The following is a 13,884-nucleotide window of genomic DNA, read 5'->3' as shown; positions in this document are numbered from 1 at the left end:
GTGGCCGGATGGGTTCCCTTGCGGATGCCCTGGAGAAGGCGTTGGCGATCGACGGGGCCACCGGTGTCGCGATAGTCGATTTCCAGCAGCGCAGGGTCCTGGGGGCGCTGGACCGCGGCAGCGGGCTGGACATGGACAAGGTCGCCTACGGGGACAGCGACGTCATGCGCGCCAAGCTCTACACGCTGGAGCTGCTCGGCTATGCCCCGGACAGCGTGGAGGACATCCTGATCACGCTGTCCGAGGAATTGCACCTGATCCGGCCGCTGCCACGGCTGCGCGAGGGCGGCATCTTCATCTATCTCGTCCTGGAACGCGACCGGACCGGGTCCCTGGACGAGATCCGCCGGCAGTTGCGTGCCGTGGAGCCCCTTCTGGAGCTATAGCCGCGCCGCGCGCAGGCCCTTCAGCGCGATCACCAGCGCCGCGCTCACCGCCGTGCCCGCCGCGATCGCGAGCAGGTAGAGGAACGGGGCCCCGATCAGCGGGACCACGAACACTCCTCCGTGCGGCGCGCGCAGCGTGCAGTCGAAGGCCATCGAGAGGGCGCCCGTCACCGCGCCGCCCGCCATCGCCGACGGGATGACGCGCAGCGGGTCCGCCGCCGCGAAGGGGATCGCGCCCTCGGTGATGAAGGACGCGCCCAGCACCCACGCCGCCTTGCCGTTCTCGCGCTCGGCCTTGGTGAAGAGGCGGCCGCGTACGGTCGTGGCCAGGGCCATCGCGAGCGGCGGGACCATGCCCGCCGCCATCACGGCGGCCATCACCTTGAGGCTGCCTTCGTTGGGGTCGGCGAGGCCGCCGACGGCGAACGCGTACGCGCACTTGTTGAGCGGGCCGCCGAGGTCGAAGCACATCATCAGGCCCAGGACGACGCCGAGTACGACCGCGTTGGCGCCGGAAAGGCCGCTCAGCCAGTCGGTGAGCGCCTTCTGGAGCGAGGCGACCGGCTTGCCGACGACCAGGAACATCAGGAAGCCGACCACCGCCGACGAGAGCAGCGGGATCACCACCACCGGCATGATCCCGCGCAGTACAGGCGGCACGCCCACCCGCCGCACGGCCAGCACCGCGCCGCCCGCCAGCAGACCGGCGATCAGGCCGCCGAGGAAGCCCGCGTTGACGGTGAGGGCGATCGAGCCGCCGACGAAGCCGGGTACGAGACCGGGCCGGTCGGCCATTCCGTACGCGATATAGCCGGCCAGCACCGGCACCAGGAAGGCGAACGCGGCGCCGCCCGTCTGGAAGAACAGCGCCGCCCAGCTCGCCGACTCCGCCCAGGCGAAGTGGCCGGCGACGGAAGGCGCCTTGTCGATCTGGTAGCCGCCGATCGCGAAGGCGAGCGCGATGAGGAGGCCGCCCGCGGCGACGAACGGGACCATATAGCTGACACCGGTCATGAGCCAGGCGCGGAGGCGGGTGGCGAAGCCGTCCTCGGAGGCGGCCGCGGTGTCCATGGGGGCCGGGGCCCGTACGGCCGCTGGGGCGGCGGCCGCCATCTCCCGCACCTCGGCGATCAGTTCGGCGGGGCGGTTGACGCCCGCCTTCACGCCGACGTCGACGGTGGGTTTGCCCGCGAAGCGGGCCCGCTCCCGTACCTCGACGTCGTGCGCGAAGATCACGCCGTCCGCCGCAGCGATCGTCCGCGCGTCCAGCCTGGTGAAACCGGCCGAACCCTGTGTCTCGACCGCGAGTTCGACCCCGGCGGCGCTCGCCGCCTGCTCCAGCGCTTCGGCCGCCATATAGGTATGGGCGATGCCGGTGGGGCAGGAGGTGACGGCGACGATCCGGAAGGGCTGCGGTGCTTCCGGTTCCGGCATCTCGGGATCCGGCGCCTCCGCTTCCGGGCTCGTCCCCTTCTCGGGAAGCTCCTCGGGAAGCTCCCCAGGAAGCTCCCCAGGGGGCTCGTCCCCCCGTATCAGCGCCGCCACCGCGTCCGCCCTGCCCGCCGACCGCAGCGCGTCCGTGAACTCCTGCCGCATCAACTGCCGCGCCAGCGACGACAGGATCGTCAGGTGATCGCTGTCCGCGCCGTCCGGGGCCGCGATGAGGAAGATCAGGTCCGCCGGGCCGTCCGGGGCGCCGAAGTCGATCCGGGCGGCGGAGCGGCCGAAGGCGAGCGTCGGCTCGGTGACATGCGCGCTGCGGCAGTGCGGGATGCCGATGCCGCCGTCGAGACCGGTCGGCATCTGCGCCTCGCGCGCGGCGACGTCGGCGAGGAAGCCGTCGAGGTCGGTGACGCGGCCGAGGGCCGCCATCCGCTCCGCGAGCGACCGCGCCGCCGCCTCCTTGGTCTCGGCGGACAGGCCGAGATCGACCAGTTCCGCGGTGATCAGCTCACTCATCGCGGGCTCCTTTGCGCGCGTGGGGAATCAGCGGGGTCACGACACCGGCTCCGTCAGGGCGCGGTCGAGGGGCACCTCGGAGGTCACCGTCACCGCCGCCGGGTCCAGATCCGACGGCGCCGGCATGGCGCTGCCCGGCAGCTGGACGGCCGCCGCGCCGTGGGCCAGGGCCGAGGCGAGGGCGGCCGGGCCGGAGCCGCCCGCGGTGAGGAAGCCCGCGAGGGAGGCATCGCCCGCGCCGACGTTGCTGCGGACGGCGGGCACCCGGGCAGTGCCGAAGTGCGTACCGGAGTCGTCGACGAGCAGTTGCCCGTCCGCGCCGAGGCTGGCGAGGACGGCCCGCGCGCCCGCGGCCCGCAGCTCCCGCGCCGCCGCGACGACGTCGCCGACCGTGGTCAGCGCCCGGCCGGTCGCCAGGGCGAGCTCCTCGGCGTTGGGCTTGACGACGTCGGGGCGCTCGCGCAGCGCGGCGGTCAGGGCCGGGCCCGAGGTGTCGAGGGCGATCCTGGCCCCGGCGGCGTGCGCGCGGGCCACCAACTGCCCGTACCACTCGGGCGCGAGGCCCCGCGGGAGGCTGCCGCAGCAGGCGATCCAGTCGGCGCCCGCCGACCGCGCCCGGACGGCCGTGAGCAGGGACTCGGCCTCGTCGGCGGCGAGTTCGGGGCCCGGGGCGTTGACCTTGGTGAGGGTGCCGTCGGACTCGGCGAGGGAGATGTTGACGCGGGTGGAGCCGCTCCGTACGGGCAGGCCCGCCGCCTCGATGCCGAGCCCGGTGAGCAGCCGCAGCAGCAGCGCGCCCTCGGGCCCGGCCACGGGCAGGACCGCGACGGTGCGGTGCCCGGCGGCGGCCACGGCGCGGGAGACGTTGACGCCCTTGCCGCCGGGGTCGACGCGGTCGGTGGCGGCGCGCAGGACGGCGCCGCGCTCCAGCCGGGGCACCTCGTAGGTGCGGTCCAGGCTGGGGTTGGGGGTGACGGTGAGGATCACGCGCGGACCACCGCCGGGCCCGCGGCCTCGACGGCGCGCGCGTCCTCGTCGGCGAGGCCGGCGTCGGTGATCAGCACGTCCACCGCGGAGAGGTCGCCGAAGCGGGCGAAGTGCCGCTGCCCGTACTTCCCGGAGTCCGCGAGGAGCACGACCCGGCGGGCGGCAGCGGCGGCGGCCCGCTTGACGGCGGCCTCGGCGAGGTCGGGGGTGGTGAGCCCGCCGTCGGGCGAGAAGCCGTTGGTCGCGAGGAACGCCACGTCGGCGTGGACCTCGGCGTACGCGCGCAGGGCCCAGGCGTCCACGGCGGCCCGCGTACGGTGCCGTACGCGCCCGCCGATCAGGTGCAGCGCGATGCCGGGGTGGTCGGCGAGGCGCGCCGCGACCGGCAGGGCGTGGGTGACGACGGTGAGCGTGGAGTCCAGCGGCAGCAGCCCGGCCAGGCGCGCGGCGGTCGTGCCCGCGTCGATGATCACGCTGCCGTCGGCGGGCAGTTCGGCGAGCGCGGCGCGGGCGATGGCGTCCTTCTCGCCGGCGGCCGTGGCCTCGCGCTCGGCGAGGTCCGGCTCGAAGTCGAGCCGCCCGGCGGGGATGGCACCCCCGTGCACCCGGCGGACGAGCCCGGCCCGGTCGAGCGCCTTGAGGTCGCGCCGCACGGTCTCGGCGGTGACCTGGAACTCCTCGGCGAGCGAGAGCACGTCCACGCGCCCGCTCTCACGGGCGATCCGCAAGATCTCCTGCTGCCGCTCCGGTGCGTACATGCTTTGTGTCCGTTCGGTGCCCGAGTGTGTGGTTGTCGGGCACGTTACCCCGAGTAGAGGAGGGAAGTAAATGGATTCGGGCGCCAAGTGGGCACAAACGGATAGTCGCGGCGCACGCCGCTCCCCCTCGCCTAGGAGAAGACGCCGTCAAAGGAGCGGCCCGTGCCTCCCGTCCCGAAGCCGACGGCGAACCCGGCACCCGTATCACCGACGCGCCCCGCCTGTGGCGGCGGCGTCACGACCGTCGTCGTCCGCCCCCCCCGACTCGCACTCCGGCGGCATCGCGCGGGGCCTGGGCCGCGTGGTGCTCCTGTTCGGCGCAAGGGCACCCACGGACAGACAGCCGATCAGCACGACCGGCCGACATGGACCGCGTCCTGCCGCCCGGCCTGGCGTCGACCACCACTGTCAACTTCCAGCCCCCGGGCGGCGGCAGAGCCGCGCCCAGGGGAGACTTCGTCATGATCGCCGACGAGGTCCAGGACGCCCTCAAGGCGCTGCGGCGCGGAGGGATCGACGGCGTCTCCCTCCACAACCACGGCCTCACCGACGAACCCCGCCTGTTCTTCAGCCACATCTGGGCAGTGGACGACGCCGTCGGACTCGCGCGCGCCCCGCGCCCCGCGGTGGCCGTCACCAACAGCGAGCCGGCCGCCTGGAGCCGCCCAGGCCGGACTTGACCGGCCCCGGAACGCGAAGCGCCGGGCAGGCCGCCCTGACGGCAACCCACCCGGCGCTCGGAAGCGGCCGTACGCCCTACGCCGCCACCAGCCCCTCCTCCCGCTGCTCCCCCGCGGCCGCCTCGACGGCCCGCTTCCTCGGCAGCAGGAACATCAGGCCGAAGACCAGCACCAGGCCGCCCGCGACCCACCACAGGGAGTGGGTGAACGCCTCGCCGAAGATGTCCGCCATCGGCCGCGTGCGCGGGTCCGCGTTGTCGACGACGCCGAAGAACGCCACCGAGACCAGGCCCAGGCCCACCGCGTTGCCCAGCTGCTGCGTGGTGTTGATCAGGCCGGACGCGGAGCCCGCGTGCTCGCGCGGGACCTCGGAGAGCACGGCGTCGGTGATCGGGGCGACGATCAGGCCCATGCCCGCGCCCATCACGATCAGCGGCAGCGCCATCTGCCAGGACGTGATGTCCGCGCCGTAGTGGCCGGCTTCCCAGATGTACGTCAGGACGCCCGCGGCCATGATCAGCGCGCCCGCCTGGAGCACCTTGCGCCCGAAGCGCGGCACCAGCTTCTGCACCGACATGCCCGCCGCGGCCGAGACCGCCAGCGAGAACGGGACGCCGGTCAGGCCCGCCCGCAGCGCCGACCAGCCGAGGCCGATCTGCATATAGAGCGTCCAGACCAGGAAGAAGATGCCGGAGGTCAGACCGAAGGTCAGCTGCACGCCGATGCCCGCCGCGAAGCTCTTGACCTTGAACAGCGACAGCTCGACCAGCGGCGAGCCGTCCTTGCGGGTCTTGTGGCGCTCGTACAGCACGAAGGCGACGAACATCGGCACCGAGCACGCCATCGAGACGAAGCCCCACACCGGCCAGTCGTGCTCGCGGCCCTGCGTCAGGGGGTAGAGCAGCATCAGCAGCCCGGCGCTGGCCAGGGCCACCCCGACGAGGTCGAGCTTCATGGCCCGCGGGGCCTTGGACTCGATGATGAAACGGCGGCCGAGGAGCAGACCGGCGATGCCGACCGGGAGGTTGATCAGGAAGATCGGGCGCCACTCCAGGCCGAGGAGGTTCCACTGGGTGAGCAGCGCGCCCAGCAGCGGGCCGGAGACCGCGCCGAGGCCGACCACGGCGCCGAACATGCCGAAGACCTTGCCGCGCTCGTGCGCGGGGAAGGTGACGTGGATGATCGACAGCACCTGCGGCACCATCATCGCGCCCATCAGGCCCTGGAGCACCCGCGCGGCCACCAGCAGCTGCGGGTCGCTGACGACGCCGCACAGCATCGAGGCGAGCGTGAAGCCGCCCATGCCCAGCAGGAATATCTTCTTCCGGCCGTAGATGTCACCCAGCCGCCCGCCCGTGATCAGGCCGATCGCGAAGGCCAGCGCGTACCCCTCGCTGAGCCACTGCAACACGCTGAACGAGGCATCGATGTCCCGCTGGATGCTCGGCATCGCGATATTGACGATGGTGACATCGACCAGGTCCATGAAGGACGCGGTCATCACGACCGCGAGCGCCAGCCAGCGACGGCGGTCCGCGGGCGGTGAATCGGTGGCCATCAGGAAGAGCCCTTTCCGGTGGAGCGGGGGAACGCAAACGACGCTATAGGCCATCTAGGACAGACCGTGTCCCACATCGCTGGCAGGCTGGGTGACATGACCGACACCCCCGTACGGCTGCTGAATCTGCTCTCGCTGCTCCAGACCCCGCGCGAATGGCCGGGCAGCGAGCTCGCCGAGCGGCTCGGGGTCACCACGCGCACGATCCGGCGTGACATCGAGCGGCTGCGCGACCTCGGCTACCCCGTGCAGGCCACGATGGGCGCGGTCGGCGGCTACCGGCTGGCCGCGGGCGCGGCCATGCCGCCGCTCGTCCTGGACGACGAGGAGGCCGTCGCCATCGCGGTCGGGCTGCGCGCGGGCGCGGGCCACGCCGTCGACGGCATCGAGGAGGCGTCGGTGCGGGCCCTCGCCAAGCTGGAACAGGTGCTGCCGTCCCGCCTGCGGCACCGCGTGGCCACCCTCCAGGCCGCCACCGTGCCGCTGACCTGGGGCGACTCCGGAACCGTCGACCCCCACACGCTGACCGTCATGGCCGCGGCGGCCACCGGCAACGAACGGCTGCGCTTCGCCTACCGCACGGGCGACGGCACCGAGACCCAGCGGCTGGTCGAGCCGCACCGGCTGGTGAGCACGGGGCGGCGGTGGTATCTCGTGGCCTTCGACATCGACCGCGACGACTGGCGTACGTTCCGGGTGGACCGGGTCAGCGACCCCTTCGCGACCGGCGCGCGCTTCACCCCGCGCGAGCTTCCCGCGGCGGACGCGGCGGAATTCATGAGCCGCTCCATGGCGCGGCTCCAGCCGACGTATCGCGTCGTGGTGACACTGCACGCTCCCGCGGAGTTCGTGGCGGCGCGCTTTCCTTCGCAGCTGGGGGTTCCTGTGCCGGTCGGCTCCGACCGGTGCGAGCTGGATTTCACGACCGCGGATTCGCTGGAGTGGGTGGCGTTCCGGCTGGCGCTGATCGATTGCGAGTTCTCCGCGCGGGAGCCGGCGGAGCTGGTTTCGCACTTGGCGGAGTTGGGGGCGCGGATTTCCCGGGCGGCGGCGGGGTAGGGCGGCGGTCTTCCCGCTGTCCCGGGGCGCGCGCCCCGGACCCCCGGGGGCGGGTCGGGTGGCGCGCTTGCGGCTCCGCCGCGTGGGGGCTTGCGCCCCGGCCTCCCGGCTGCGGATCCGTTGGCCTGCGGCGCTTTTCCCCTACCCGCCCCTTCCCGAAACTGGGGCTGCCGCCCCAGACCCCGCAACACGCTTCGCGCGTTGTCCTCAAACGCCGGACGGGCTGAAAAGAAAAGGCTGGCTCGCCTGGAACGGCAACGAGCACCCTGAGCCGGCTGAAACGAAAAGACCGGCGCGCCCCACAACCGAATGTCGCCCTCCGGCGGGAGGGGGTGGGGCTGGAGGGTGGGGTTCTGGAACGCGGTGCGACATCACGGCACCCAACGCGCAAGACCCGCACCGCACCGCGTTCCAGGTCCCCAGCCCGGAAGACCCACCCCCGGCACCCACCACCAACCCAGCCCGGCCGGCGCTTGAGGCCGCCCGCCGCAGGCGCAACGGACCCGCAGAAGACAACGGCGAACCCCACCAACCCCAAGCCCGGCCGGCGCTTGAGGCCACCCGAACCCCAGTCACAAACAACCCACACAGAAGGACCCCGACGCAGGGGGGGAAGCGCCGGGGTCCGGTCTATGAGGATATGCCCTTTTACGCCGCCGCGTCGAAACCCGTATCGTGAGCCATCTTCTTCAGCTCCAGAAGAGCATGCTTCTCGATCTGCCGAATCCGCTCACGCGTAAGCCCATGCTGCTTGCCGACCTCGGTCAGCGTGCGCTCGCGCCCGTCCTCGATGCCGTAGCGCGCCTTGATGATCGAGGCGGTGCGCTGGTCGAGGCGGCCGATGAGATCCTCGAGCTCCTCGCTGCGGAGCAGGGCGATCACGGACTGCTCGGGGGAGACGGCGGAGGTGTCCTCCAGGAGGTCACCGAACTGGGTCTCGCCCTCGTCGTCCACGGACATGTTCAGGCTGACCGGGTCGCGGGCCCAGTCGAGGACGTCGCTGACGCGGCCGGGGGTGGTGTCCAGCTCGGCGGCGATCTCGGCGGGCTCGGGGTCGCGGCCGTTCTCCCGGTTGAACTCGCGCTGGACGCGGCGGATCCGGCCGAGCTCCTCCACGAGGTGGACGGGCAGCCGGATCGTGCGGGACTGGTCGGCGATGGACCGGGTGATCGCCTGGCGGATCCACCACGTGGCATACGTGGAGAACTTGAATCCCTTGGTGTAGTCGAACTTCTCGACCGCGCGCACCAGGCCGGCGTTGCCCTCCTGGATGAGGTCGAGGAGGGGCAGGCCGCTGCGAGGGTAGCGGCGGGCGACGGCGACGACGAGGCGGAGGTTGGACTTGATGAAGACGTCCTTCGCGCGGGCGCCCTCGGCGGCTATCGCCTCCAGCTCCGCGCGGTCCGCGCCCGCGGCTCCGGCGCCCTCGGAGTCGAGGGCTCCGTCGAGGAGCTGCTGGGCATAGACACCGGCCTCGATGGTCTGGGACAGCTCGACCTCCTTGGCGGCGTCGAGCAGGGGCGTACGCGCGATCTCGTCGAGGTACATGCCGACCAGGTCGCGGTCGGCGATTTCCCCGCCAGCGGCGCGAACACTGCTTGCCCCTGCAGCGCCCTTTGCGGCGGTCTGACGACGGGCGACGGCACGGGTTGCCATGCGTGCTCCCTTGCGATGAGTCGGTCGCGGGACGGATGGGACTCCCTTTGAGGGCGGACCCTGTCACGGGTGCCCCGTCCGAAGGAAAGAACGACTGGAATCCGGACAGAATTCCCATGGAACGTCTTATTTTTTGTGATCATGCAGTACCCTGTCCGGCCACAGTACGGGGAGGATGCTCCGAGGAACCGGGGAAGCGCAGGTCAGAGCCGGTACGGAGGGTGACGCCGGGGCGGCCGGGAAGCGGGGTCCGCGATCGTCGGCGCTGACGCCTTGGGCCCCCGCTCGCCCTTCAAGACGAACCGGACCCGCCGACGGTTGCCCGGCCCCCCGCCCGGGACGTCCGGAACGTCGGATTCCACCGGGCCGGCCCGGCGCGCCGGGGGCCGGAAGTGATCGAGTTGCCGCCGCCCGTACGCGGGTGTGCCCTGGTGGGACAAGGCAGCGGTGCGCGCCACCGCCGGCGGAGCCGACGCGGGGGTGACGCACAGGCGAGAGGAGCCCGCGATGCCGACGCACTCGATCATGCCCGGCCACCACCCCGGCCACGAAGGCCCCGGCCCGGTCCCGCGCGGCACGCGGCTGCGCGGCGCGGAGCACCCGTCCCGGCTGTCCTGGGCCGTCCCGCTCACCGGCGCCGTCGCGCTCGGTCTGTACGCCGTCCTCCTCTCGGGCCAGAACGGCTTCACGACGGCCGGCTCCTGGCTCATGGGGATCGCCGTCGCGCTGGTCTCCGGGGGCGTGGGGTACGTCCTGATCCGCGAGCGGAAGAAGATGATCGCCGAGGTCCGCGCGGGCGCGTTCGGGGCGCTCCTCGGCTGCAGCATGGGCTTCCTCTACAGCCTCAGCGGCGACTCCGTGCTGCGCTCCATCGAGATCGGGCTGCTGCTGGGCCTGGGGATGGGCCTCGCGTCGTACTACGTCTTCTACTCGCACGAGCACTGAGCCCACGCCCGCCCCGCTCCTACCCGAACTGCACCGACCGCTTCGCCAGGCCCATCCAGAAGCCGTCGATGGCGGTGCGCTGACGGTCCAGGTCGCCGCCGGCCGCGCCGAGGGTGACGAAGAGCGGGGCGAAGTGCTCGGTGCGCGGGTGGGCCAGCCGGCCCGCCGGGGACTTGCGCTCGAAGTCCAGCAGCGCGTCGACATCCCCGGCGGCGAGCGCCTCGCGCCCCCACGCGTCGAACTCCACCGACCAGGCGGGCGGCCCGGATCCCGCGTGCCGCAGCGCCGCCAGGTTGTGGGTGAAGAACCCGCTCCCGACGATCAGCACGCCCTCGTCGCGCAGCGGCGCGAGCTTGCGCCCGATCTCCAGCAGCCGCTCCGGGTCGAGCGTGGGCAGCGAGATCTGGAGGACGGGGATGTCGGCCTCGGGATACATCTCGACCAGCGGGACGTACGCGCCGTGGTCCAGCCCGCGGTCCGGTATGTCCTGCACGGGGGTCCCGGCGCCCCGCAGCGTCCCGCGCACCCGGTCGGCGAGCTCCGGCGCGCCGGGAGCGTCGTACCGCACCGCGTAATAGCGCTCGGGAAAGCCCCGGAAGTCGTACACGAGCGGCACCCGCGTGGTGGCGCCGAGGGCGAGCGGGGCCTCTTCCCAGTGGGCCGAGACCATCAGGATCGCGGTCGGCCGCGGCAGCCCGGCGGACCAGGCGGCGAGCTCGGCGGTCCACAGCTCGTCGTCCGCGAGGGGCGGCGCGCCATGGGAGAGGTAGAGCGCGGGCAAGCGCTCGCCGGTGGCCTGCATGGTGCCTCCCGAGGAGTTTGTTTGAACATTCAAGCTATTCGCCAGCTTAGCCCTGCCTTATTTAAACTTCAAGAATTGCGACATCGAGGAAGCCGACGGGTGAAACAGTGGATGCCATGACCAATCGAAAGGCCCCGGACCGAGAGGTCCCGGACGCCGGGCAACAGCGCTGGCTCAGCGCCGAGGAGCAGGACACCTGGCGGGCGTACCTCCAGGCCACCATGCTCCTGGAGGACCACCTCGACCGGCAGCTCCAGCGTGACGCGGGGATGCCGCACGTCTATTACGGGCTGCTGGTCCACCTCTCCGAGGCGCCGCGCCGCCGGATGCGGATGACCGAGCTGGCGCAGGGCGCGAAGATCACACGCTCGCGCCTGTCGCACGCCATCGCCCGCCTGGAGAAGAACGGGTGGGTCCGCCGGGAGGACTGCCCCTCCGACAAGCGCGGTCAGCTGGCCGTCCTCACGGAGGAGGGTTTCGCGATGCTGGAGCAGTCCGCGCCGGGCCATGTGGCCGCGGTCCGCGGCGCCCTCTTCGACCGGCTCACGCCCGAACAGGCCGTCCAGCTCGGCGACATCTGCCGCGCCATCGCGACCGGCCTCCAGCCGGCCTCGGGCGCGGACCTGCCCTGGCTGCGCTGAGGGCTCGTACGCCGAAGGGCCCCCCGCCGGGAACAGCGGGGGGCCCTTCGGCTTCATGGGGACCGCGTCAGTGCGCCATCACCGGGATGGCGTCCTCGACCGCCTCGCCGTCACCGGACCGCGCGGCCGGGCCGCCCTGGTGGCCGGTGTTGATCGCGAGGAACGCGATCGCCGCGGACAGGCCGAGGATGCCGACCGCCCACCAGATGGCGACGGAGTAGCCGTGCACGCTCGACTGGAGGACGAGCAGCTTCTGCCCCGCGGCGCCCCGGGCGGCCTCGGACAGGTGGGACTTGGCGTACGCGGTGCTGGCGCTGGCCGCGATGGTGTTGAGCAGCGCGGTGCCGATGGCGCCGCCGACCTGCTGCGAGGTGTTGACCATCGCGGAGGCGACACCGGCGTCACGCGGCTGGATGCCGTGCGTGGCCAGGCTCATGGCGGGCATGAAGGCGGTGCCCATGCCGAGGCCCATCAGCATCAGGCCGGGCAGGATGCCCACGCCGTAGGAGGTGTCCAGGTCGATCCGGGTCAGCCAGAGCAGACCGAGGGCCGCGAGCAGGAAGCCCGGGCCCATCAGCCAGCGCGGGGCGACCCGGGTCATCAGGCGCGCGCCGATCTGCGTCGAGCCGATGATCATCATGAAGATCATCGGGAGGAAGGCGAGGCCGGTGCTGACCGGGCTGTAGCCGCGGGCGACCTGGAGGTAGTAGGTCAGGAAGAGGAACAGGCCGAACATCGCGATGGCCGCGAGGCCGAGCGAGGCGTAGACGCCACCGCGGTTGCGGTCGGTGATCACGCGCAGCGGCAGCAGCGGCGACTTCACCTTGGACTCGACGGCCACGAAGGCGAGCAGCAGCACCGCGGCGGCGATGAACAGGCCGATGGTGGCACCCGCGGTCCAGCCGTCGGACTCGGCGCGGGTGAAGCCGTAGACCAGGGAGACCAGGCCGGTGGTGGCCAGCACGACACCGGGGATGTCCAGCTTCGAGGGGTTGCGGCTGTCCGCGGGCTCGCGGATCACGGCGATGGCACCGGCGGCGGCGACCACGGCGAAGGGGATGTTCACGAAGAACGTCCAGCGCCAGTTGAGGTACTCGGTGAAGACACCGCCGAGGATGAGGCCCACGCCACCGCCGGCACCGGCGATGGCACCGAAGACGCCGAACGCCTTGGCGCGCTCCTTCGCGTCCGTGAACGTGACGGCGAGCAGCGACAGCGCGGCCGGCGCGAGCAGCGCGCCGAAGACACCCTGGAGGGCGCGGGCGCCCAGCAGCATGCCGGTGTTCATCGCGGCGCCGCCGAAGGCGGAGGCGACCGCGAAGCCGATCAGGCCGATGACGAAGGTGCGCTTGCGGCCCCACAGGTCGGCGATCCGCCCGCCGAAGAGCAGGAGGCCGCCGAAGGCGAGCGCGTAGGCCGTGATGACCCACTGCCGGTTGCCGTCCGAGATCCCCAGGTCGGTCTGGGCGGAGGGCAGCGCGATGTTCACGATGGTCGCGTCGAGGACGACCATCAGCTGGGCCAGGGCGATGAATATCAGCGCTTTCCAGCGCCTGGGGTCGGGGGCGGTCGTGTCGGGCATGGTGCCTACCTCAGTGTTGCGTGGTGCGGACGGCGAGCGCGTGGCGGGGACGACGGAAGGGAGCCGCCACGAAGTCTTGGGGGTTCAGCCGGAGCAGCCGCCGCGGCGCAGCTCCTCCAACGAGGCTGCGGAGCCGGGCAGTTCGGAACGGGCCGGATTCATCAGGCCGTCGAGGAAGAGCTGGACGTGCCGGTGCACGAAGGCGTCGAAGACATCACAGCCCTTGCCCGGCAGGGGCCTGGTCAGCTGGGCGAGCGCGATCATCAGATCCCCGACGGCGACGTCGGTGCGCAACTGCCCGGAGGCGCGGGCGGCTTCGATCAGCTCCTCGACCGCCCGGTCCAGGCGGCCGCCGGCCGCGATGTGGTCCGGGTGCGTCGGGTCGATGCTCTCGGCGAAGAGCGTGCACAGCGCCCCGACCCGCTCGTCGGCGGCCGCGTGGGCGAAGCGCCTCAGCGCGTGGAAAGCATCGGGCTCCTCGGCTCGGGCCCTCTCCGCCTGCTCCGCGAGGCGGCCGAGGACATGGAGGGTGACATGGCGGATCAGCTCGGAGCGGTCCGCGAAGTGCCGGTACAGCGTGGCATTCCCGACCCCGGCGCGTCGAGCGATTTCATCGAGCGAGGTCTCGTCGCCGTACTCGACGAGCGCCTCCCGCGCCGCGGCGATGATCCGCTCGCGGTTGCGCAGGGCGTCCGCGCGGAGGCGGGGCTGGGCGGTGGCCACGGGGGCACTCCTCTCTCGGGCTTCTCTCCGGCTCGGGTGACGCCCTGAGCCGGCTCTGTGCGCCGGATCACAAGCGGGGAGCGATTCCCCGTTTCGGCCGGACGCAGGGTTAAACGGGGACGCGCTCCCCGGATATTTCCCACCGCGG

General features: G+C 72.3%; 13 protein-coding genes. 5 read left to right on the top strand and 8 right to left on the bottom strand.

From position 1 onward, the window contains the following. The first annotated feature begins 8 nt into the window (after nucleotides 1–8). Entirely contained in the window at nucleotides 9–386 is a 378-nt protein-coding gene (locus ACH427_RS11145) for a hypothetical protein (protein ID WP_398869141.1), read from the top strand. Here ACH427_RS11145 and ACH427_RS11140 read toward each other — a convergent pair. From ACH427_RS11140 to ACH427_RS11130, 3 genes are read right to left on the bottom strand one after another with little or no spacing between them, the layout of a single operon-like run. Further along, nucleotides 381–2,345, bottom strand: a complete 1,965-nt coding sequence (locus ACH427_RS11140; RefSeq protein ID WP_398869140.1) for a fructose-specific PTS transporter subunit EIIC — start codon at nucleotides 2,343–2,345, stop codon at nucleotides 381–383. The two genes, ACH427_RS11145 and ACH427_RS11140, sit on opposite strands and share 6 nt — an antisense overlap. A gap of 36 nt (nucleotides 2,346–2,381) precedes the next feature. Then, a complete protein-coding gene (gene pfkB, locus ACH427_RS11135) occupies nucleotides 2,382–3,332 on the bottom strand; it encodes a 1-phosphofructokinase (RefSeq protein ID WP_398869139.1) in 951 nt (316 codons plus the stop codon). Continuing rightward, nucleotides 3,329–4,090 carry a DeoR/GlpR family DNA-binding transcription regulator gene (locus ACH427_RS11130; RefSeq protein WP_398869138.1) on the bottom strand — a complete coding sequence of 254 codons (762 nt, stop codon included), beginning with the start codon at nucleotides 4,088–4,090 and terminating at the stop codon, nucleotides 3,329–3,331. Before ACH427_RS11130 ends, pfkB begins: the two co-directional genes overlap by 4 nt. Nucleotides 4,091–4,455: 365 nt before the next feature. Here ACH427_RS11130 and ACH427_RS11125 point away from each other — a divergent pair, with 365 nt between their 5' ends. Then, complete coding sequence (locus ACH427_RS11125) at nucleotides 4,456–4,770, top strand: DUF1259 domain-containing protein (RefSeq protein ID WP_398869137.1); 315 nt, start codon at nucleotides 4,456–4,458, stop codon at nucleotides 4,768–4,770. A 76-nt stretch (nucleotides 4,771–4,846) separates the two neighbouring features. Here the strand turns inward: ACH427_RS11125 and ACH427_RS11120 are convergent, their stop codons facing one another. After that, complete coding sequence (locus tag ACH427_RS11120) at nucleotides 4,847–6,328, bottom strand: MFS transporter (protein WP_398869136.1); 1,482 nt, start codon at nucleotides 6,326–6,328, stop codon at nucleotides 4,847–4,849. A 96-nt stretch (nucleotides 6,329–6,424) separates the two neighbouring features. On the opposite strand from ACH427_RS11120, the gene ACH427_RS11115 reads away from it, so the two are divergent. Beyond that, entirely contained in the window at nucleotides 6,425–7,387 is a 963-nt protein-coding gene (locus tag ACH427_RS11115; protein WP_398869135.1) for a helix-turn-helix transcriptional regulator, read from the top strand. Between the two features lie 648 nt (nucleotides 7,388–8,035). On the opposite strand, the gene ACH427_RS11110 is transcribed toward ACH427_RS11115, so the two are convergent. Beyond that, nucleotides 8,036–9,043 (bottom strand): RNA polymerase sigma factor RpoD/SigA, encoded by a 1,008-nt coding sequence (locus ACH427_RS11110; protein ID WP_398869134.1) that lies wholly within the window; start codon nucleotides 9,041–9,043, stop codon nucleotides 8,036–8,038. Nucleotides 9,044–9,550: 507 nt separating this feature from the next. Between ACH427_RS11110 and ACH427_RS11105 the strand changes: the two genes are divergently transcribed. Then, on the top strand, nucleotides 9,551–9,988 hold the full coding sequence (locus ACH427_RS11105; protein WP_398869133.1) for a hypothetical protein: 438 nt from the start codon (nucleotides 9,551–9,553) through the stop codon (nucleotides 9,986–9,988). 19 nt (nucleotides 9,989–10,007) lie between these two features. Here the strand turns inward: ACH427_RS11105 and ACH427_RS11100 are convergent, their stop codons facing one another. Next, nucleotides 10,008–10,790, bottom strand: a complete 783-nt coding sequence (locus ACH427_RS11100; RefSeq protein WP_398869132.1) for a dioxygenase — start codon at nucleotides 10,788–10,790, stop codon at nucleotides 10,008–10,010. A 116-nt stretch (nucleotides 10,791–10,906) separates the two neighbouring features. Between ACH427_RS11100 and ACH427_RS11095 the strand changes: the two genes are divergently transcribed. Further along, nucleotides 10,907–11,431 (top strand): MarR family winged helix-turn-helix transcriptional regulator, encoded by a 525-nt coding sequence (locus ACH427_RS11095; RefSeq protein ID WP_398869131.1) that lies wholly within the window; start codon nucleotides 10,907–10,909, stop codon nucleotides 11,429–11,431. 67 nt (nucleotides 11,432–11,498) lie between these two features. Here ACH427_RS11095 and ACH427_RS11090 read toward each other — a convergent pair whose 3' ends face one another. Together ACH427_RS11090 and ACH427_RS11085 are read right to left on the bottom strand one after the other, a co-directional pair. Then, complete coding sequence (locus tag ACH427_RS11090) at nucleotides 11,499–13,013, bottom strand: MFS transporter (RefSeq protein WP_398869130.1); 1,515 nt, start codon at nucleotides 13,011–13,013, stop codon at nucleotides 11,499–11,501. An 84-nt stretch (nucleotides 13,014–13,097) separates the two neighbouring features. Beyond that, nucleotides 13,098–13,736, bottom strand: a complete 639-nt coding sequence (locus ACH427_RS11085; RefSeq protein ID WP_398869129.1) for a TetR/AcrR family transcriptional regulator — start codon at nucleotides 13,734–13,736, stop codon at nucleotides 13,098–13,100. Between the last annotated feature and the right edge of the window lie 148 nt (nucleotides 13,737–13,884).

Origin of the sequence: Streptomyces sp. NPDC020379, assembly GCF_044387105.1 — a bacterium.
In the GTDB taxonomy this organism is placed as follows: Bacteria; Actinomycetota; Actinomycetes; order Streptomycetales; family Streptomycetaceae; genus Streptomyces.
The sequence above is the reverse complement of the archived record's forward strand: the minus strand, read 5'-3'. Positions and strand labels throughout refer to the sequence as shown.